The organism is Streptomyces sp. NPDC051684 (assembly GCF_044453445.1).
Classification (GTDB): Bacteria; Actinomycetota; Actinomycetes; order Streptomycetales; family Streptomycetaceae; genus Streptomyces.
This window is the reverse complement of the sequence record NZ_JBITCS010000001.1, coordinates 442,666-461,990: the sequence shown is the minus strand read 5'-3', so window position 1 is coordinate 461,990 and position 19,325 is coordinate 442,666. Positions and strand designations below refer to the sequence as shown.

Genomic DNA, 19,325 nt, shown 5'->3' with positions numbered 1-19,325 from the left:
CACGAAGGTAGCGCCGCCGGGCCCTGTCCGTCATGCCCGTATCGCCATACGGTCCTGACGGTCGTGCGGTGTCCGGCGAAGGGGTCAGCCCACCACGGTCCAGGTGTCGCCGCCGGCGAGCAGCGCGCCGAGGTCGCCCTTGCCGTCCCGTTCGATCGCGGCGTCCAGCTGGTCGCTCATCTGTACGTCGTAGACCGGACGCTCGACGTCGCGCAGGACGCCGATGGGGGTGTGGTGCAGGGTGTCGGGGTCGGCGAGCCGGGAGAGCGCGAAGGCGGTGGTCGGGGACGTCGCGTGGGCGTCGTGGACCAGGATGTCCGCCTTGTTGTCCTCCGTGACGGGAACGATGCTCAGGTCGCCCGTGACCGTGTCGCGCACGACGCCCTTCGAGGCCTCGGACCCGAAGGTGATCGGCTGCCCGTGTTCGAGGCGGATGACCGCCTCCTCGGCCTGCTGCTTGTCCTTGAGGACCTCGAAGGCGCCGTCGTTGAAGATGTTGCAGTTCTGGTAGATCTCGACGAGCGCCGTGCCCTGGTGGTCGGCGGCGGCCCGGAGCACCGACGTGAGGTGCTTGCGGTCGGAGTCGACGGTGCGGGCCACGAACGACGCCTCGGCGCCGATGGCGAGCGACACCGGGTTGAAGGGCGCGTCGAGCGAGCCCATGGGCGTCGACTTGGTGATCTTGCCGACCTCGGACGTGGGGCTGTACTGGCCCTTGGTGAGCCCGTAGATCCGGTTGTTGAACAGCAGGATCTTCAGGTTCACATTGCGGCGCAGGGCGTGGATGAGGTGGTTGCCGCCGATGGACAGCGCGTCGCCGTCACCGGTCACGACCCACACGCTCAAGTCCCGCCTGGAGGAGGCGAGTCCGGTGGCGATGGCCGGGGCGCGGCCGTGGATGGAGTGCATCCCGTACGTGTTCATGTAGTACGGGAAGCGGGACGAACAGCCGATCCCTGAGACGAAGACGATGTTCTCCTTCGCCAGCCCGAGCTCGGGCATGAAGCCCTGCACGGCGGCGAGGACCGCGTAGTCGCCGCAGCCGGGGCACCAGCGCACTTCCTGGTCGGACTTGAAGTCCTTCATGGACTGCTTGGCCTCGGCCTTGGGGACCAGCGACAGAAGCGTGTCCGCCCCGCCGCCCCCGTTTGCCTCTGTGGTCGTCTCAGCCATCGATGGCCTCCTTAAGAGCCGTGGCGAGCTGCTCGGCCTTGAACGGCATTCCGTTGACCTGGTTGTAGCTGTGCGCGTCCACCAGGTACTTCGCCCGTACGAGCGTGGCGAGCTGACCGAGGTTCATCTCGGGGATCACCACCTTGTCGTAACGCTTCAGGACCTCGCCCAGATTCCGCGGGAACGGGTTGAGGTGGCGCAGATGGGCCTGCGCGATGTGCTCCCCGGCCGTGCGCAGGCGGCGCACCGCGGCCGTGATCGGTCCGTACGTCGAGCCCCAGCCGAGCACCAGCGTGCGGGCCTCGCCGGTGGCGTCGTCGACCTCGATGTCGGGCACCTCGATGCCGTCGATCTTCGCCTGCCGGGTGCGGACCATGAAGTCGTGGTTGGCCGGGTCGTAGGAGATGTTGCCCGTGCCGTCCTGCTTCTCGATGCCGCCGATGCGGTGTTCGAGGCCCGGCGTGCCGGGGATCGCCCACGGGCGCGCGAGGGTCTGGGGGTCGCGCTTGTACGGCCAGAAGACCTCGGTGCCGTCCTCGGTGGTGTGGTTCGGTCCCGAGGCGAACTGGACGCGCAGGTCCGGGAGCTCGTCGACCTCGGGGATGCGCCAGGGCTCCGAGCCGTTGGCCAGGTAGCCGTCCGAGAGCAGCACGACCGGGGTGCGGTAGGTGACCGCGATCCGGGCCGCTTCGAGGGCGGCGTCGAAGCAGTCGGCGGGCGTCTTCGGTGCGACGACCGGGACCGGCGCCTCGCCGTTCCTGCCGTACATGGCCTGGAGCAGGTCGGCTTGCTCGGTCTTGGTCGGCAGGCCGGTGGAGGGTCCGCCGCGCTGGATGTCGATGACGAGCAGCGGCAGTTCGAGGCTCACGGCGAGGCCGATGGTCTCGGACTTGAGCGCGACACCGGGGCCGGAGGTCGTGGTGACGGCCAGGGACCCGCCGAAGGCGGCGCCGAGCGCGGCACCGATGCCGGCGATCTCGTCCTCGGCCTGGAAGGTGCGCACGCCGAAGTTCTTGTGCTTGCTGAGTTCGTGCAGGATGTCGCTCGCCGGCGTGATCGGGTACGAGCCCAGGTACAGCGGCAGGTCCGCCTGCTTCGATGCGGCGATCAGCCCGTAGGACAGGGCCAGGTTCCCCGAGATGTTGCGGTACGTGCCGGTGGGGAAGGCGGTGGCGGCGGGGGCGACCTCGTAGGAGACCGCGAAGTCCTCGGTCGTCTCGCCGAAGTTCCAGCCCGCGTGGAACGCGGCGAGGTTCGCCTTCATGATCTCGGGCTTCTTGGCGAACTTGGCCTTGAGGAACTTCTCCGTGCCCTCGGTCGGCCGGTGGTACATCCACGACAGCAGGCCGAGCGCGAACATGTTCTTCGAGCGGCCCGCGTCCTTGCGCGAGAGCTCGAACTCCTTCAGCGCCTCGACGGTCAGCGTCGTCAGCGGCACCGGATGCACGTGGTACCCGTCGAGCGACCCGTCCTCCAGCGGGCTGGTGTCGTAACCGACCTTCTGCATCGCCCGCTTGGTGAACTCATCGGTGTTGACGATGACTTCGGCGCCGCGCGGCACGTCCCCGATGTTCGCCTTCAACGCGGCCGGATTCATCGCCACCAGTACGTTCGGCGCGTCGCCCGGCGTGAGGATGTCGTGGTCGGCGAAGTGCAGCTGGAAGGAGGACACGCCCGGCAGCGTCCCCGCGGGAGCGCGGATCTCGGCCGGGAAGTTCGGCAGTGTGGAGAGATCGTTGCCGAACGACGCGGTCTCCGAAGTGAAGCGGTCCCCCGTGAGCTGCATGCCGTCACCGGAGTCACCCGCGAACCGGATGATCACCCGGTCCACACGCCGTACGTCCTTGCTCGATTCACCGGCCGATGTGCGCTGCCCGCCGACGACAGCGCTGTCGGTTCCGTCGGCCTGCTCGGTGGTGCTACTGACCTGGCTGGTCACTGAACTGGACCTCCCTCGAGGCGGCTGTGCGGGCACGGCCGTCCCACCGACCCACCCACGGCCCACCCTACGTCTGTAAGGGTCGCCTTCCTGAGGCGATTCGTATGGTGGACCGCCAAATGAGACGGCGGGTCGCCCCGATTTGTGTGGTGATTCCCCTGCGGAAGACGCGCTCGGTCGGTCGATGGTTCTTGGCTGTCTCCTGTGCTCGCTGCCCGTCGTATCTGACAGGGTGTCAGGTAATCAGGAGTTCAGGTAGGTCAGCACCGCCAGTACGCGGCGGTGATCCCCGTCACTCTGGGACAGGCCGAGCTTCAGGAAGATGTTGCTGACGTGCTTCTCGACCGCGCCGTCGCTCACCACGAGCTGCCGGGCAATGGCCGAGTTCGTACGTCCCTCCGCCATCAGGCCGAGCACCTCGCGCTCGCGGGGCGTCAGATTCGCCAGCACGTCCTGCTTGCGGCTGCGGCCGAGCAGTTGCGCGACCACCTCGGGGTCGAGCGCCGTACCGCCCTCGGCGACCCGCACCACCGCGTCCACGAACTCCCGTACCTCGGCGACCCGGTCCTTGAGCAGGTACCCGACGCCGCGGCTCGAACCGGCGAGCAGTTCGGTCGCGTACTGCTCCTCCACGTACTGCGAGAGGACCAGCACCCCGAGGTCCGGGAACCGGGCCCGCAGGCGGACCGCCGCGCGCACGCCCTCGTCGGTGTGCGTGGGCGGCATCCGTACGTCCGCGACGACCACGTCCGGCAGCTGCTCCTGCGCCCCCAGCTCGATGATGGTCTTGACCAGCGCTTCCCCGTCGCCGACACCCGCGACGACCTCGTGCCCGCGGTCCGTGAGCAACCGGGTCAGGCCCTCCCTGAGCAGCACTGAATCCTCGGCGATGACGACCCGCACCTTGTCCTCCACGTTCTTCGGCCCCCCAGCGCACGAGCGTCCCGGCACGGTGCGCGCCGGGATCGGTCGATCCTGATGCCCCCAGCATTCCAGGATCGGGGGACAGCTGCGGGTGGGTTGTGCGGGTGGGGGTGTTGCGCGGCGCCGCCCTCCCCTTCGGTAGGCGGGGCTGCGTCGGTGTCGGCGTCGGTGTCGGCTCCCGGGGTTGCGGCCATCGGGTTCCGCCCCGGACCCGGGGTTGCGGCCGCGGGGCGCCGCCCCGTGCCCCGCGCCTCAAGCGCCGGCGGGGCTTCAAAAGATTCGGGGCTCTGCCCCGTGCCCCGCTGCTCAAGCGCCGCAGGGGCTTGATGTACCGGCACCGGCGCTACGGACCCGTGCCACCGCCCATCTCCCACCCACCGCCCCCTCCGGGGGCGTCGGCCTCGCGGGGGTGCGGCGCCCCGGTGCCGCGTGACGGTCGAGGGGCCCCGGCCGCGGGTGGGGCGGGGCGGAACGGTGCCGCGCCACGACACCCGGGGTCAAGCCCGTGTCACGGCCGCCGCCACGGCAACTCCGCCGTCACCCGCGTCGGCCCACCCGCAGGCGACTCGACCACCAGAATCCCGTCGACCGCATCGAGACGCCCCGCGAGCGCCGCCAACCCGGACCCGCCCGCCCGTCGCCCACCACCGCCCTCAACCGAATCGCTGCGCGATGCCCCTCCCGATCCAGCCACCGCTCCGCCGCCCCCGTTGTCGTACACCTGCACCATCAACCGGTCCTGCGCCCGCCACACATCGACCTCTGCCCGCGTCGCCCCGCTGTGCTCGCTCACGTTCTGGAGGAGTTCGGAGACCGTGAAGTAGGCGATGCCCTCGATGGCCGGCGCGGGCCGCTCCACCAGGTCGACCTCCACCTGCACCGGCACCGCGCACCGCGAGGCCACCGCCGACAACGCCGCGTCGAGCCCCCGGTCGGTCAGCACCGCCGGATGGATCCCGCGCGCCAGGTCCCGCAGCTCCTGCAACGCCGTCTTCACCTCGCCGTGCGCCTCGTCCACCATGCGCGCCGCCGTCGCCGGGTCCTCGCTCAGCTTCTCCTTGGCCACCCCGAGATCCATGGCCAGGCCGACCAGACGGGCCTGCGCCCCGTCGTGCAGATCGCGCTCGATGCGCCGCAGATCGGCCGCCGCCGTGTCGGCCACGACGCCCCGGTCCGACTCCAGTTCCACCACGCGCGACGCGAGCCGCGAGGGGCCGAGCAGTCCCACCACCATCAGCCGGTCCACCGTCGTCAGCGCCCGGATCACCCATGGCGTGGCCAGCGTGACGAGCAGCCCGAGCCCCGCGGTCACCGCGATCTCGAAGGGGTTGTCCAGGTACACGGCGTGGCCGGCGTCCCCGTACAACTGAATGCCGTCCTGCCCCACGTACGTGGGGAACACCCAGCGCCACACCGGATACGTGAGCGTCGTCCAGCCGGTCGCCCAGAAGCTCAGCCCCACGGAGAACCCGAACACCGCCCACAGCATGTGCAGCACCCCGTACAGCAGATGCCGCCACGAGACGCCGCTCTTGAGCGTCGCCCCGATCCACCCCATCGGCCCGCCCGTGCGCGGCCGCAGCGGTTCCGGCGTGCCGACCTCGACGCCGAGCAGCCCGCGCGCCCGCACCCGCTCCAGCGCCCCGAGTCCGCGCGACCCGGCGAGCGCCGCCGCGAGCACCGGAACCCCGATGAACGTGACCAGCAGGCCCACCCCCAGCGAGGTCATCGTCACGGCCCACACGAATCCGACGATGCTGAGCGGCAGGCTGAGCAGCAGATACCCGAACTCCCGCCACGTCCGCCCCTCGAACGGCGCCCGCAGCCCGGCCGGCAGCCGCCGCAGCCCCCGGCGCGGACCCGAACCGGCTCCGCGCCCACCGTCCAAGCCGTAACGGCCGTCGCGGCGCTCGTCGTACGAGTACGCGTACGCGTCGCTCTGGTCGCGATATCCGTACTGGTGCGTGGCCATCGGTGTCCGTCCGTTCTGCTCAGGGCCGTCGAGGCCCACCGGGGAGCCGTCGTTCTGCTTTCTCGGGCTCTGCTTCAAGCCTCCTCGTGCGCGCGTCCCGCGACCATGCGGCGGGTCGGCGTCTTCGACCGGGGGTTTTCCCTACCCCTGCCGTATCGGCTCGGTCCTGTCGCGCCACGGCAGCTCCGCCGTGATCGTGGTCGGGCCGCCGTCCGGCGAGTCCACGACGAACAGGCCGTCCACCGCGTCGAGCCGCTCCGCGAGGCCCGACATGCCGGTCCCCTTGTCCAGGCTCGCGCCGCCCCGGCCGTCGTCCCAGACCTGTATGAGCAGCCGGTCCTGCGAGCGCCACACGTCCACCGAGGCCGATCGCGCGCCACTGTGCTTGCTCACGTTCTGGAGGAGTTCGGAGACCGTGAAGTAGGCGATGCCCTCGATCGCCTCCGCGGGCCGGCCCGGCAGCTCGGCCGTCACCTTCACCGGCACCGTGCAGCGCGAGGCCACGGAGGACAGGGCCGCGTCGAGCCCGCGGTCGGTGAGGACCGCCGGATGGATGCCGCGCGCCAGGTCCCGCAGTTCCTGCAGCGCGAGTTTGACCTCGCCGTGCGCCTCGTCGACCATCGCGGCCACCGCGTCGTCGGCCTGGCCCTCCAGGAGCTTCTCCTTGGCGAGGCCGAGCCCCATGGCCAGATTGACCAGGCGGGCCTGCGCCCCGTCGTGCAGATCGCGCTCGATGCGCCGCAGGTCGGCGGCGGCCGTGTCGACGACGACGCCGCGGTCCGACTCCAGCTCCGCGATCCGCCGCTCCAACTCGTCGGAGGGGGAGAGCAGCGCCCGCACCATCGCCCGGTCCGCGTTGCCCAGACCGCGCGCGATGAACGGCAGCACGGGCCACAGCACGAACAGGCCGACCAGCGTGAGCGTGAACGTCAGGATCGCCCAGGGCAGCCGGATCACCTCGTACAGCACCGTGCGCCAGCCCACCGGGTCCTTGAGCCCGGTCCACAGCCAGCCGAAGAAGCCGGCCGAGCGGCGCACCGGCAGCGGGCTCGGCTCCTCGATGCGCACACCGAGCAGCGCCCGCGCCCGCCCGCGCTCCGCCTTGCCGAGCAGCCGTGCGCCGCTGAGTCCGGCGGCGATCAGCGGAAGCCCGATCACCGTGACCGTGAGGCCCGCGCCGAGCGACACCATCGTGACGGCGTACACGAATCCGAAGATGGACAGCGGGAAGCTGCTCAGGAGATAGGCGATCTCCTTCCACGTGGTGCTGTCGTACCCGATTCGTGGCGGGGGCAGCACCGGGTGGTCTTCGGGGGCGTCGAGTGGCTCGGTCATAGCGGCAAGAGTGCCCTGGCCCGGGGCGGGGCGCCATGAGGACGACCGCCAAGTTGAGCGGGGGTTAACCCCACCACGAGCCCCACCTCGCCGGGGTCCTTCGGCGAAGCCCTCGGCACCGGGCTGCTTACCGTCCCTTTAACAGGGCCTAGACTCCCGTGCGTACAGATCGTCGAACACAACGAACTCGCGAGGGGCGCAGGTACGTGACGGGATCGGACGTGACCGTCATCGCGGCGGACTACTTCCAGTCGTACTCGGTCGTCGGACTGCTCGCCGTCGTCGGCGTGCTCTTCGTCGCCGTCGCCTTCGGCTCGGGGAAGTTGCTGCGCCCGGTGGTCCCCACCAGGGAAAAGTTCCTCACATACGAATGCGGCGTCGACCCCGTCGGCGACGGCTGGGCGCACACCCAGGTCCGCTACTACGTCTACGCCTTCCTCTACGTGATCTTCGCGGTCGACTCGATCTTCCTCTTCCCCTGGGCCACGGTCTTCGCCGCGCCGGGATACGGCGCGACGACCCTCGTCGAGATGTTCATCTTTCTCGGCTTCCTCACCGTGGGCCTGCTGTACGCATACAAGAAGGGCGTCCTTACGTGGACGTGAGCGCCGTGACTCCCCAGGAACCCGTACTGCTTCCCGAGCCGAAGAAGCTGGGCGTGCTCTCGCGGCTCGCCCCCGAGCCGATGAAGGTGGTCCTCAACTGGGGCCGCCGCTACAGCCTGTGGGTCTTCAACTTCGGCCTCGCCTGCTGCGCCATCGAGTTCATCGCCGCGTCCATGGCGCGCCACGACTTCATCCGGCTCGGCGTGATCCCGTTCGCACCGGGCCCGCGCCAGGCCGACCTGATGGTCGTGTCCGGCACGGTGACCGACAAGATGGCGCCCGCCGTGAAGCGGCTGTACGAGCAGATGCCCGAGCCGAAGTACGTCATCTCGTTCGGCGCCTGCTCCAACTGCGGTGGCCCGTACTGGGATTCGTACTCGGTGACCAAGGGCGTCGACCAGATCATCCCGGTGGATGTCTACGTGCCTGGGTGCCCGCCCCGTCCGGAGGCGCTGCTCCAGGGCATCCTCAAGCTCCAGGAGAAGATCGCCCGCGAGTCGCTCGGCGAGCGGTACGCGTCCGCCGACGCGGCGGCGGGCCGCCCTTCGGCGGCGGCGCTGAGCAGCGGCCTCGTCCAGCCGCCCGCGCCTTCCGGGGGTGAGCGATGAGCTGGCTCCCTGCCCCCGTCGACGAGCTGTTCGGCCCGGAGGCGACAGTCGAGGAGGCGTACGACCTGCTGACCGTCGACGTCCCGGCGGCGCAGTGGATCCAGGCTCTGGAGACGGCCCGTACGACCCTGGGGTGCAGCTATTTCGACTGGCTGAGCGCCGTCGACGAGCCGGCGGACGGCTTCCGCGTGTGCGCGCACGTCGCGGCCGTCGCCCCCGGTTCCGTACGTCGCCTGATGCTGCGCACGACCGTCCCGCACGCGGCCCCCGTGCTCGCGTCGGCGGTCGGTGTGTACGCGGGCGCGGCCTGGCACGAGCGCGAGACGCACGAGATGTTCGGCGTCGACTTCACCGACCACCCGGGCCTCGACCCGCTCCTGCTGCCCGACGGTTTCGAAGGGCACCCGCTGCGCAAGGACTTCGTGCTCGCGGCCCGCGTCGCGAAGGCGTGGCCCGGCGCGAAGGAGCCGGGGGAGTCCGAGCACGGCGGCCCCAAGAGGCGCCAGATGCTGCCGCCAGGCGTCCCCGACCCGAACGAATGGGGGCCGCTGAAGGGGCAGTTGCCGCCTGCCCCGGCGCGACCGGCCCGCGGCGCGCGAGCCGGGGGCGCAGGCGCGGCGGGTGCCGCGGGGGAGCGGCCCGCGCGGCGCACCAGGTCCGCGACCCAGGGCTCGGCGAGCCAGGCCGCGGCGGCCGCACCTGCGGATGAAACCCCGGAGGCCTCGAAGGCCCCGGAGGCCGCGCCGCGTCCGGTACGGCGCTCCCGCAGCGCCTCCCAGGGCTCCGCCTCGCAACGCACCACGCCCACCGAGCCGCAGGCCCCGGCCCCGGAGACGGAGTCGGCGCCGGAACCCCGTTCGAGCGACGCACCCTGGCACCACGCCAAACCCGCGTTCGACGAGGACCCGAAGAAGCCGCAAGCCACTCCCGAAGCCGCGCCCCAATCCACCCCGGACGCCACTCCGGCCGAGAGCCCGAAGGACAACTCCGAGGGCCCGACTGGCACCACGGACACCGCAGACACCACGGATACCAACGGAGGCAACGAGTGACCGACGCCCTCGACGTCGCCCTGCGCCTCGTCGTCGTCTTCGTCGCCTTCCTGGTGCTGCCCCTGATCGTCGGCCAGACCGAGCACAAGGTCATGGCCCACATGCAGGGCCGCCTCGGCCCCATGTACGCGGGCGGCTTCCACGGCTGGGCCCAACTGGTCGCCGACGGCGTCAAGTTCGCGCAGAAGGAGGACGTGGTCCCGGCCGACGCCGACCGCCGCGTCTTCCAACTCGCCCCCGCTGTCGCCCTCCTCCCGTACCTCCTCGTGCTGCTCGCCATCCCGGTCGGACCCGGCGACGGCGCGGTCGGCGCGGTCGTCGACGCGGGCATCTTCTTCGTCCTCGCGGTCATGGGTGTCGGCGTGCTCGGCTCGCTGATGGCGGGCTGGGCGAGCGCCAACAAGTTCTCCCTCCTCGGCGGTCTGCGCACGGCGGCCCAGCTCCTGGCGTACGAACTCCCGATGCTGCTCGCCGCGGCCTCCGTGGCGATGGCCGCCGGAACGGTCTCCCTGCCCGGCATCCTCGACGCCTTCGAGTGGTGGTGGCTGCCCTGGCAGATCGTCGGCGCCCTCGTCTTCTTCGTGTCGGGCCTCGCCGAGCTCCAGCGCCCGCCCTTCGACATGCCGGTCGCCGACTCCGAGATCATCTTCGGCGCGTACACCGAGTACACGGGCCTGCGCTTCGCCCTGTTCCTGCTCGCCGAGTACGCGGGCATCGTGGTGCTCTGCGGACTGACCACGGTGCTCTTCCTGGGCGGCTGGCACGGCCCGTGGGGCGCGGACGGTCTGGGCTGGGTGTGGACCCTGCTCAAGACGGCGGTCCTCGCCTTCGTCGTGATCTGGCTCCGCGTCACATACCCCCGACTGCGCGAGGACCAGCTGCAAAAGCTCGCCTGGACCACGCTCGTCCCCCTCGCCCTCGCGCAGATCGCGCTCACCGGAATCGTGAAGGTGGCGATCAACTAATGGCCCCGATCCCCGGCAGCGGCCTGGCCAAGGGCCTCGCCGTCACCCTGCGCACCATGACGAAGAAGACCGTCACCGAGCAGTACCCCGAGGCCCAGCCCGAACTCCCGCCGCGCACCCGCGGCGTGATCGGTCTGTTCGAGGAGAACTGCACGGTCTGCATGCTGTGCGCCCGTGAGTGCCCCGACTGGTGCATCTACATCGACTCCCACAAGGAGACGGTGCCGCCCGCCGCACCCGGTGGCCGCGAGCGCAGCCGCAACGTCCTCGACCGTTTCGCCATCGACTTCTCCCTCTGCATGTACTGCGGTATCTGCATCGAGGTGTGTCCCTTCGACGCGCTGTTCTGGTCCCCGGAGTTCGAGTACGCCGAGACGGACATCCGCGAGCTCACCCACGAGCGCGACAAGCTCCGCGAGTGGATGTGGACGGTGCCGTCCCCACCCGCCCTCGACCCCGCGGCCGAGGACCCCAAGGAACTGACGGCGGCCCGCAAGGCCGCGGACAAGCTGGCGGCCGCCCAGGCACCTCCGGCCGCCGCCCCGACCGAGTCCGGAGAGGAGCCCACCGCATGACCCTCGCCGTACCGGCGGCCGTCGCCACGGCAGCCGACAGTCCCGGGTTCCTCTCCCCGTCGGGCGTCGAGATCGCCTTCGTGCTCGTGGGCCTGGTGACCTTCGCCGCGGCGATCGCCACCGTCACGACGAAGCAACTGGTGCACGCCGCCCTGTGGCTCGTCGTCGCCCTCGGCGGCCTCGCCGTCGAGTACCTCCTGCTCACCGCCGAGTTCATCGCCTGGGTGCAGGTCCTCATCTACGTCGGGTCCGTCGTGGTCCTCCTCCTGTTCGGTCTGATGCTGACCCGCGCGCCCATCGGCCTTTCACCGGACGCGGACAGCCCCAACCGGTGGGCCGCCCTGACCGTGGCCGTCGCCTCCGCCGCCGCCCTGGTCTGGGTCGTCGTCGACGCGTTCCGCACGACCTGGATCGACCTCGACGGCCCGGTCCAGGGCAGCACGGACGTGACCGGTTCGATCCTCTTCAAGCACTGGGTCCTGCCGTTCGAGGCGCTCTCGGTGCTCCTGCTCGCCGCCCTGGTCGGCGCGATCGTCCTGTCCCGCAAGAAGAACGCCGCCGAGACCACCGGCGCGGCCGCATCCGCCGCGGCAGCCGAAGGCGAGGGAACCCGCTGATGCACCTCGCCTATCCCGCCGTCCTCTCCTCCCTCCTCTTCTGCACGGGCCTGTACGGCGTACTGGCCCGCCGCAACGCGATCCTGGTCCTGATGTCGGTCGAGCTGATGCTCAACGCCGTCAACCTGAACCTCGTCGCCTTCGACGTCTGGCTGCGCGACACCCTCCACGCGGGCCAGGCCCTCACCCTGTTCACCATCGCCATCGCCGCCGCCGAGATCGGCATCGGCCTGGCGATCGTCCTGGCCGTCTACCGGAACCGCGGCACGTCGGACATCGACAAGCTCCGCGACTCCGCCGAGCCCCACGACCCGGACGACGACCCGCACGACCCGTCCGAGACCCCGGCGGCCACCACCGCCGGCACCCCGGACGAGAAGGCCGAGGCCACCGCGTGACCACGACGAACCTCGCCGTCCTCGTCCCCCTCCTGCCGTTCCTCGGCGCCGTCGCCGGCCTGCTCCTCGGCCGCACGGCCCCCGGCTTCGTCCGCCCGCTGGCCGTCCTGCCGACGCTGGCCGCGCTGGTCCTCGCCGCCGTCGTCGCCCTCGACCAGGGCGGCGGCACGGGCAACGGCACGGCCGCCCTCGACGCGCACACGCAGCTCGCCCCGACCGGCTCCGTGCCGATCGAACTCGCCCTGCACATCGACGGTTTCGCCGCCCTCGTCGCCGTTCTCGTCGGCCTGGTCGCGACCTGCGTGCAGATCTACTCGACGGGCTATCTGCGCGACGACCCGCGCTACCCCTCGTACGCCGCGCTCGTCTCGCTGTTCACCTCCGCGATGCTCCTGGTCGTCTACTCGGGCGACCTGATGGTCCTGCTGGTCGGCTGGGAAGTCATGGGCATCTGCTCGTACTTCCTCGTCGGCCACTACTGGGAGACCCCCGAGGCGCGGGCCGCCTCCCTCAAGGCGTTCCTGGTCACGAAGCTCGGCGACGTCCCCTTCCTCATCGGCCTGTTCGCGCTCGCCGTCGACACGGGCTCGTTCCGCATCACGACGATCCTGGGCAAGGTCACGAGCGAGGCGGGCCTCGACCACCCGACCCTGATCGCCCTCCTGCTCCTCGCCGGTGTGGCGGGCAAGTCCGCGCAGTTCCCGCTGCACACCTGGCTGCCCGACGCGATGGCGGGCCCCACGCCCGTCTCCGCACTCATCCACGCCGCGACGATGGTCGCCGCCGGCGTCTACTTCGTCGCCCGCCTCCTCCCGGTCTTCGCCGCCTCGCAGGCAGCGCTGATCGTCCTCGCGGTGATGGCCGCGGTGACCATGCTCGGCTCGGCCCTCGCCGCGCTCGCCCAGGACGACATCAAGCGGGTCCTCGCGTACTCGACCGTCGGCCAACTCGGCTACATGACCGGCGCCCTCGCCGTCGGCAACCGCGACGCCGCCGTCTTCCACCTCCTGTCCCACGGCGCCTTCAAGGCGCTGCTGTTCCTCGCGGCGGGCGTGATCATCCACGCCGCCGGCACCAACTCGCTGGCCGCCATGTCCCGCATGAAGGACCTGCGCGACCGCGTGCCCGACGCCTTCTGGACGATGACCGTGGCGCTGCTCGCGCTCGCCGCGATCCCGCCGTTCAGCGGCTTCTTCTCCAAGGAGGCCGTGCTCGGCGCCGCCGAGCACACCGCCACCGGCCATGAGAACGGCGTGCTGACCGCGCCGGTCGCCTCCGGCTGGATCGTCCTCGTGGCGGGCCTGGTCACGGCCCTCCTCACCGCCGCCTATGCGGCCCGCCTGTGGCTCCTCGCGTTCAACGGCCGCGGGGCCGAGGCCCCCGACCACGGCAGGCAGCCGGTCACGATGAACGTCGTCCTGTGGGTCCTCGCGATCCCCTCCCTCGGCTTCGGACTGCTCGCGGGCGTGCTCCCCGACTGGTTCGACGGCCGCTCCCTCACCCCGACGCTGACCACCTCCGTCCTCGGTACCGGCTTCGCCCTCGTCGGCGGCCTGATGACGTACGCGGCCTGGCGGCACACCACCGCGATGGCCGCCCACCGCATTCCGATCGGCGCCGTCGCGGTCGACACCGGGACCGGTGACGCGGGCCTGGTCGAGGCCGAGGCCATCGCCACGCATGCCCCCGCGTACGGCGACGTCGCGAGCGCCCCCGACCCGGCCGATCCCGGCCGTCTGCTGCTCGGCCCGCTGCACCGCCACGCGGTCGTCGGCTTCCACCTCGACGCCGTCTACGCGGCGCTCTTCGTCCGCCCGGTGCAGGCCGGCGCCACGCTGGTCCGCTTCCTCGACCGCGCCGTCGTCGACACCTACGTACGCGGAGCGGCCGAAGCGCCCAAGGCGCTGGGCTGGGCCGTGCGCAGGGCCCAGACCGGCAATGTGCAGACCTACCTCAGCGCACTGCTCGCAGGCACCGTCGTCCTGGTGGTCGCCGTCGTCCTCGTCGCCACCGCCGGAGCGTGAGCAGCCGTGATCGATATCAGCGAATCCGTGATGCAGTTCCTTCTCGCATTGATCGTCGTCGGCCCGCTCGTCGGAGCCGTCGGCGCTCTCCTCCCCGCCCCGCCCGGGCTGAAGGGGAAGTCACCCGACCAGGCCGTGCTCCGCCACGGCGTGACCGTGACCGGCGTGATCCTCATCGCCGCGATCGTCCTCGCGCTCGGCTTCGACCACGACCAGCCGTCGAGGATGCAGGCCACGACCGACATCAGCTGGATCCCCGCGCTCGACGTGCGTATCCACCTCGGCATCGACGGCATCTCCCTCCCCCTCCTCGTGCTCACGGCGCTGCTCACGTTCCTGTGCGCGCTGTACTCCTACTTCCACATGCCGGCCGGGCCGTCCCCCAAGGCGTTCGTCGCCCTGATCCTGGTCCTGGAATCGGGCACGCTGGCGACCTTCGCCGTCCTGGACCTGCTCCTCTTCTTCCTCGCGTTCGAGATTGTCCTCATTCCGATGTACTTCCTCATCGCACGATGGGGCGGCGAGCAACGAGCGCAGGCGGCCTGGAAGTTCATCTTCTTCACCCTGCTCGGCTCCGTCGTGATGCTGCTCGGCCTCCTCCTTATCGGCGTTAAGTCAGGCACATTCGACATGGTGGCACTCGCCACTGACAACGGTCGGGGTCTGACCACATCCGTGCAGGTCATCGCCGTTCTCGCGATCGGGATCGGGCTCGCGGTGAAGACCCCGATGTGGCCGCTGCACAGCTGGCTGCCCGATGCCCACACCGCCGCCCCGACCGTCGGCTCGGTCCTCCTGGCCGGTGTCCTGCTGAAGATGGGTACGTACGGGTTCGTCCGGATCGTGCTGCCCGTCGCGCCCGACGGGATGCGGACCTTCGCGCCGTACCTCGCCGCGCTCGCCGTCATCGGGATCATCTACGGGTCCCTGGCCTGCCTGAACCTGGCCAAGCAGGGCGCGAAGGGCGACCTCAAGCGCCTCATCGCGTACTCCTCCGTCGGCCACATGGGCTTCGTGCTCCTCGGCATCGCGTCGATGAGCCCGACCGGGGTGAACGGCGCGCTGTTCGCCAACATCGCCCACGGCCTCATCACCGGCCTGCTCTTCTTCCTGGTCGGCGCGCTCAAGGACCGGGCCGGCACCAGCGACCTCGACGCCCTTGCCGAGCAGGGCGGCATGGCCCTGTACGGCAAGGCGCCGCGCCTCGGCGGCCTGCTCGCCTTCGCGGCCGTCGCCTCGCTCGGGCTGCCGGGACTGGCCGGGTTCTGGGGCGAGATGCTCGCCCTGTTCGGCGCGTTCAAGCCCGCCGACGACCTCAGCCGCCCGGCGTTCCTGGTCTTCATGTCGATCGCGGCCTTCGGCACGCTGCTCACCGCCGCGTACATGCTGATCCTGGTCCGCCGCGTCTGCATGGGCCCCCGCCCCAAGGAAGCCCCGGCGGCCCCGGAGGCTCCCGTGCTCGCCGACGTGCGCGGCTACGAGTTCGCCACCTGGACCCCGCTCGTCGCCCTCACCGTGCTCGCGGGCCTGTGGCCCGCCGCCCTGCTCGGCCTCACGAATCCGGCCGTGCAGAAGCTCCTTGCAGGAGGCATCCAGTGATCGCCGTCGCCGCGCCCTCCGTGGCGTCCCTCGTCCAGTCCGTCGACTGGGTCGCCATCGCGCCGCCCACGATCGCGGCGGTCGTGGCCCTCGTCGTGCTGGTCGCCGACCTGTTCGTGGCGGAACACCGCAAGCCGCTGCTGGGCTGGATCTCGGTCGCGGGCCTGGCCGCAGCCGCTCTCGCGCTGCTGCCGCTGATCGGGGACGAGCGCTCCACGTTCTGCCTCAAGGGCGTCCCGTACGACGCGTGCAGCTACACGGCGGACCGCTTCACGCTCGTCATCCAGTTCCTGGTCCTGGCCGGCGCCCTGCTCACCGCACTGCTCTCGGTCAGCTCCCTGAAGGACGCCAAGAAGGCGGGCAGGCCCTTCCCCGAAGGGGAGTTCTGGTTCCTCCTGCTGTCCTCGGCCGCGGGCGCTGCCCTGCTTCCCGCGTCCCGCGACCTGGCCACGCTCGTCGTCGCCCTGGAAGTCGCCTCGCTGCCCGCCTTCGCCCTCGTGGGCCTCAAGCAGGGCGACAAGCGGTCCTCCGACGCGGCCCTGAAGTTCTTCCTCTCCTCGGTCACCGCGACCGCCGTCACCCTGCTCGGCGTGAGCTTCGTCTACGCGGCCACGGGCAGCCTGCACCTCACGCGCGTGGCCACCGAACTCACTCACGTCGACGGCCAGCTCCACACCCTCGCCCAGGCCGGCGTCGCGCTCACCCTTGTGGGCTTCGCCTTCAAGACGGCAGCCGTCCCGTTCCACTTCTGGGTACCCGACACCTACGTAGGCGCACCGTTGCCGATCGCCGCCTACTTGTCGGTCATCGGCAAGGCCGTCGGCTTCTCCGGCCTCATCCTCGTCACGGTCGTCGCGTTCCCCTCGTACGCCGACGTGTGGGGTCCGGCCCTCGCCGCGCTCGCCGCGCTGACCATGACCCTCGGGAACGTCGCCGCCCTGCGGCAGCAGGCCACGCGCGCGTACAGCGCCGTCCGCCTGCTCGCCTGGTCCTCCGTCGGGCAGGCCGGCTACCTCCTGGTGCCGATCGCCGCGGCCGCGTACTCCGACGACCCCCAGAAGTCGATCGGCTCCACCCTCGCGTACGCCCTCATGTACGCCGCGGTGAACCTCGGCGCCTTCGCCGTGGCCGCTCTGGTCGCCCGTACGAAGCCGCTGAACCGCATCAGCGACTACCGGGGCCTGTACGCCTCGCACCCGCTCGCCGCGCTCGCCCTGGGCTTCTTCCTGCTGTGTCTGGCGGGGCTGCCGCCGGGCATCATCGGCCTGTTCGCGAAGGTCACGGTCTTCTCGGCGGCCGTCGACGCGGGTATGGGCTGGCTCGGCGTCGTCATGGCCGTGAACGTCGTGATCGCGCTCTTCTACTACCTCCAGTGGACCGCGCCCCTCTTCCGCGCCCCCGAAGGCGAACCGGCCGTCCACCGCGCGTCCAGGCCGCTCACTGCGGCGATCGCCCTCACCGCGGTCATCGCGGTGGCACTCTCCGGCGCACCTCAGATGGCCCTGCGTTTTGCCTCGACGGGCCTCTTCTAGGCACCCTCGTACGGCACCACACGTACGGGCCGCCCCACCGGCCCCCACGTCAACGATCACATCCCCACACCAAGGAGACAGGCGTCGTGCTGAGCGGGTTCAAGGACTTCATCCTTCGCGGAAACATCATCACGATGGCCATCGGCCTCGCGGTCGGAACCGCGTTCACGGCTGTGGTCACCGCACTCAGTACGGCGTTCATCGCGCCGCTCATCGGTATCGCCACGCAGTCGACCGGCGACTTCGGCGAGGCGCACTTCACGGTCGAGGGCACCGACTTCCCGTACGGCAAGTTCGTCAGCGCGATCATCGCCTTCCTGATCACCGCCGCGGTGCTCTACTTCTGCATCGTCGTCCCGATGATGAAGCTCCAGGCGCGCCTGGACCGCGGCAAGCCCGTCGACATCAAGGCGGCCCTGCGCGACTGCCCGCGCTGCTACACCCAGATCCCCGGCGTCGCCACGCGCTGCGCGCACTGCACGAGCGAGATCGAGCCGGACCCGGAGGCCCTGGAACTGGCGGGGCTGCCGCAGCAGCGCTGACCCGGTCGGCCTACACGCCCGCACCGGTCCGTCCCGGGCGGCCAAGGGAACTCGTCCTCCTCGTCTGGCGTTGACCAGTCAGGGAGGGTCCACTGGACGTGGAAACACGCGCAGGCTCCAGACCCAGTGGAAGCAGCAGTCAAGCAAGCAGTGGGTTCCCCTGCCGCACCATCAGGAGGACGTACCGTGCACCGCCGGCACAATGGGTTGAAGACCGCCGTACTCCTCGGAGGCCTGTCCGCCCTCATCCTCGTCATCGGCAGCTTCTTCGGCCGTACGGGGCTCATCGTCGGACTCGTCATCGCCCTGGGGACGAACGCGTACGCGTACTGGAACAGCGACAAGCTGGCCCTGCGCGCGATGCGGGCACGCCCGGTGAGCGAATTCGAGGCACCGGCGCTGTACCGGATGGTGCGCGAGCTCTCCACGCAGGCGCGTCAGCCCATGCCGCGCCTGTACATCTCGCCCACGGAGGCGCCGAACGCGTTCGCGACGGGCCGCAACCCGCGCAACGCCGCGGTGTGCTGCACCGAGGGAATCCTGCGCATCCTGGACGAGCGCGAGCTGCGCGGTGTCATCGGGCACGAGCTCAGCCATGTCTACAACCGGGACATCCTGATCTCCTCGGTCGCCGGCGCCCTCGCCTCCGTGATCATGTTCCTGGTCAACTTCGCGTGGCTGATCCCGGTCGGCCGCTCGAACGACGACGACGGCCCCGGCATCTTCGGAATGCTCCTGATCATGATCCTGGGACCGCTCGCCGCATCCCTCATCCAGCTCGCCATCAGCCGCTCCCGCGAGTACGAGGCCGATGCCTCGGGCGCCCAGCTGACCGGTGACCCGCTGGCCCTGGCGAGCGCCCTGCGCAAGCTCGAGGCGGGCACGAAGCAGCTGCCCCTGCCGCCCGAGCCGCGCATCGAGACGGCGAGCCACATGATGATCGCCAACCCCTTCCGCCCCGGTCAGGGAATGTCGAAGATGTTCTCCACGCACCCGCCGATGGCGGAGCGCATCTCCCGCCTCGAGCAGATGGCAGGTCGCCAACAGTGAAGACAATCCTCAACGTCATCTGGCTGATCCTGAGTGGCTTCTGGCTGTTCCTCGGCTACGTTCTGGCCGGGCTCCTGCTGTGCGTGACGATCATCGGGATCCCGTTCGGCATCGCCTCCTTCCGGATCGGCCTCTACGCCCTGTGGCCCTTCGGGCAGACGACGGTCGAGCGCCGGGACGCGGGCGCGCCCTCCTGCGTCGGCAACGTCCTGTGGCTGATCCTCGCGGGCTGGTGGCTCGCCCTGGCGCACATCGTCACGGGCCTCGCCCTGTGTGTGACGATCATCGGCATCCCGTTCGGCATCGCCAACTTCAAGATGATCCCGATCTCGCTGCTGCCGCTCGGCCGCGAGATCGTGCCCACGGATCGGCCGTTCGCGGCGCGCTAGGCGTCGCGACGCAGACGGGAGCTTCA

Annotated in this window: 18 protein-coding genes; 13 read left to right on the top strand and 5 right to left on the bottom strand. The window is 70.6% G+C overall.

Going from position 1 to position 19,325, the window contains the following annotated elements:
• Positions 1 to 84 precede the first annotated feature (84 nt).
• The 5 genes from ACIA8D_RS02230 to ACIA8D_RS02210 form a co-directional block, all read right to left on the bottom strand.
• On the bottom strand, positions 85 to 1,173 hold the full coding sequence (locus ACIA8D_RS02230) for a 2-oxoacid:ferredoxin oxidoreductase subunit beta (protein ID WP_399227988.1): 1,089 nt from the start codon (positions 1,171 to 1,173) through the stop codon (positions 85 to 87).
• Positions 1,166 to 3,112: a 2-oxoacid:acceptor oxidoreductase subunit alpha gene (locus ACIA8D_RS02225; protein WP_399227987.1), complete on the bottom strand. Its 1,947-nt coding sequence runs from the start codon at positions 3,110 to 3,112 to the stop codon at positions 1,166 to 1,168. Before ACIA8D_RS02225 ends, ACIA8D_RS02230 begins: the two co-directional genes overlap by 8 nt.
• A gap of 243 nt (positions 3,113 to 3,355) precedes the next feature.
• Entirely contained in the window at positions 3,356 to 4,015 is a 660-nt protein-coding gene (locus tag ACIA8D_RS02220) for a LuxR C-terminal-related transcriptional regulator (protein WP_399228060.1), read from the bottom strand.
• 529 nt (positions 4,016 to 4,544) lie between these two features.
• Positions 4,545 to 6,008 (bottom strand): sensor histidine kinase, encoded by a 1,464-nt coding sequence (locus tag ACIA8D_RS02215; RefSeq protein WP_399228059.1) that lies wholly within the window; start codon positions 6,006 to 6,008, stop codon positions 4,545 to 4,547.
• A 141-nt stretch (positions 6,009 to 6,149) separates the two neighbouring features.
• Positions 6,150 to 7,343, bottom strand: coding sequence for a sensor histidine kinase (locus ACIA8D_RS02210; protein ID WP_399227986.1), 1,194 nt, complete (start codon positions 7,341 to 7,343; stop codon positions 6,150 to 6,152).
• Between the two features lie 206 nt (positions 7,344 to 7,549).
• Between ACIA8D_RS02210 and ACIA8D_RS02205 the strand changes: the two genes are divergently transcribed.
• The 13 genes from ACIA8D_RS02205 (at position 7,550) to ACIA8D_RS02145 (ending at position 19,299) form a co-directional block, all read left to right on the top strand.
• Positions 7,550 to 7,948: an NADH-quinone oxidoreductase subunit A gene (locus tag ACIA8D_RS02205; RefSeq protein WP_326020931.1), complete on the top strand. Its 399-nt coding sequence runs from the start codon at positions 7,550 to 7,552 to the stop codon at positions 7,946 to 7,948.
• Positions 7,939 to 8,556, top strand: a complete 618-nt coding sequence (locus ACIA8D_RS02200) for an NADH-quinone oxidoreductase subunit B (protein ID WP_399227985.1) — start codon at positions 7,939 to 7,941, stop codon at positions 8,554 to 8,556. The genes ACIA8D_RS02205 and ACIA8D_RS02200 overlap by 10 nt, the downstream gene beginning before the upstream one ends.
• A complete protein-coding gene (locus ACIA8D_RS02195; RefSeq protein WP_399227984.1) occupies positions 8,553 to 9,608 on the top strand; it encodes an NADH-quinone oxidoreductase subunit C in 1,056 nt (351 codons plus the stop codon). Before ACIA8D_RS02200 ends, ACIA8D_RS02195 begins: the two co-directional genes overlap by 4 nt.
• A complete protein-coding gene (locus tag ACIA8D_RS02190; protein ID WP_399227983.1) occupies positions 9,605 to 10,573 on the top strand; it encodes an NADH-quinone oxidoreductase subunit H in 969 nt (322 codons plus the stop codon). The genes ACIA8D_RS02195 and ACIA8D_RS02190 overlap by 4 nt, the downstream gene beginning before the upstream one ends.
• Positions 10,573 to 11,148 carry a NuoI/complex I 23 kDa subunit family protein gene (locus ACIA8D_RS02185; protein WP_399227982.1) on the top strand — a complete coding sequence of 192 codons (576 nt, stop codon included), beginning with the start codon at positions 10,573 to 10,575 and terminating at the stop codon, positions 11,146 to 11,148. The genes ACIA8D_RS02190 and ACIA8D_RS02185 overlap by 1 nt, the downstream gene beginning before the upstream one ends.
• The gene (locus tag ACIA8D_RS02180) at positions 11,145 to 11,765 is read left to right on the top strand and encodes an NADH-quinone oxidoreductase subunit J (protein WP_399227981.1); all 621 of its coding nucleotides are present in this window, start codon (positions 11,145 to 11,147) and stop codon (positions 11,763 to 11,765) included. Before ACIA8D_RS02185 ends, ACIA8D_RS02180 begins: the two co-directional genes overlap by 4 nt.
• A complete protein-coding gene (nuoK, locus tag ACIA8D_RS02175) occupies positions 11,765 to 12,163 on the top strand; it encodes an NADH-quinone oxidoreductase subunit NuoK (RefSeq protein ID WP_399227980.1) in 399 nt (132 codons plus the stop codon). Before ACIA8D_RS02180 ends, nuoK begins: the two co-directional genes overlap by 1 nt.
• Positions 12,160 to 14,187, top strand: coding sequence for an NADH-quinone oxidoreductase subunit L (locus ACIA8D_RS02170; RefSeq protein ID WP_399227979.1), 2,028 nt, complete (start codon positions 12,160 to 12,162; stop codon positions 14,185 to 14,187). The genes nuoK and ACIA8D_RS02170 overlap by 4 nt, the downstream gene beginning before the upstream one ends.
• A gap of 6 nt (positions 14,188 to 14,193) precedes the next feature.
• Positions 14,194 to 15,786 (top strand): NuoM family protein, encoded by a 1,593-nt coding sequence (locus ACIA8D_RS02165; RefSeq protein ID WP_399227978.1) that lies wholly within the window; start codon positions 14,194 to 14,196, stop codon positions 15,784 to 15,786.
• Complete coding sequence (locus ACIA8D_RS02160) at positions 15,783 to 17,318, top strand: NADH-quinone oxidoreductase subunit N (RefSeq protein ID WP_399227977.1); 1,536 nt, start codon at positions 15,783 to 15,785, stop codon at positions 17,316 to 17,318. The genes ACIA8D_RS02165 and ACIA8D_RS02160 overlap by 4 nt, the downstream gene beginning before the upstream one ends.
• Before the next feature lie 86 nt (positions 17,319 to 17,404).
• Complete coding sequence (locus ACIA8D_RS02155; RefSeq protein WP_399227976.1) at positions 17,405 to 17,860, top strand: MscL family protein; 456 nt, start codon at positions 17,405 to 17,407, stop codon at positions 17,858 to 17,860.
• Between the two features lie 186 nt (positions 17,861 to 18,046).
• Positions 18,047 to 18,910, top strand: coding sequence for a zinc metalloprotease HtpX (gene htpX / locus ACIA8D_RS02150; RefSeq protein WP_326020914.1), 864 nt, complete (start codon positions 18,047 to 18,049; stop codon positions 18,908 to 18,910).
• Positions 18,907 to 19,299 carry a YccF domain-containing protein gene (locus ACIA8D_RS02145; protein WP_399227975.1) on the top strand — a complete coding sequence of 131 codons (393 nt, stop codon included), beginning with the start codon at positions 18,907 to 18,909 and terminating at the stop codon, positions 19,297 to 19,299. The genes htpX and ACIA8D_RS02145 overlap by 4 nt, the downstream gene beginning before the upstream one ends.
• Positions 19,300 to 19,325: the final 26 nt, after the last annotated feature.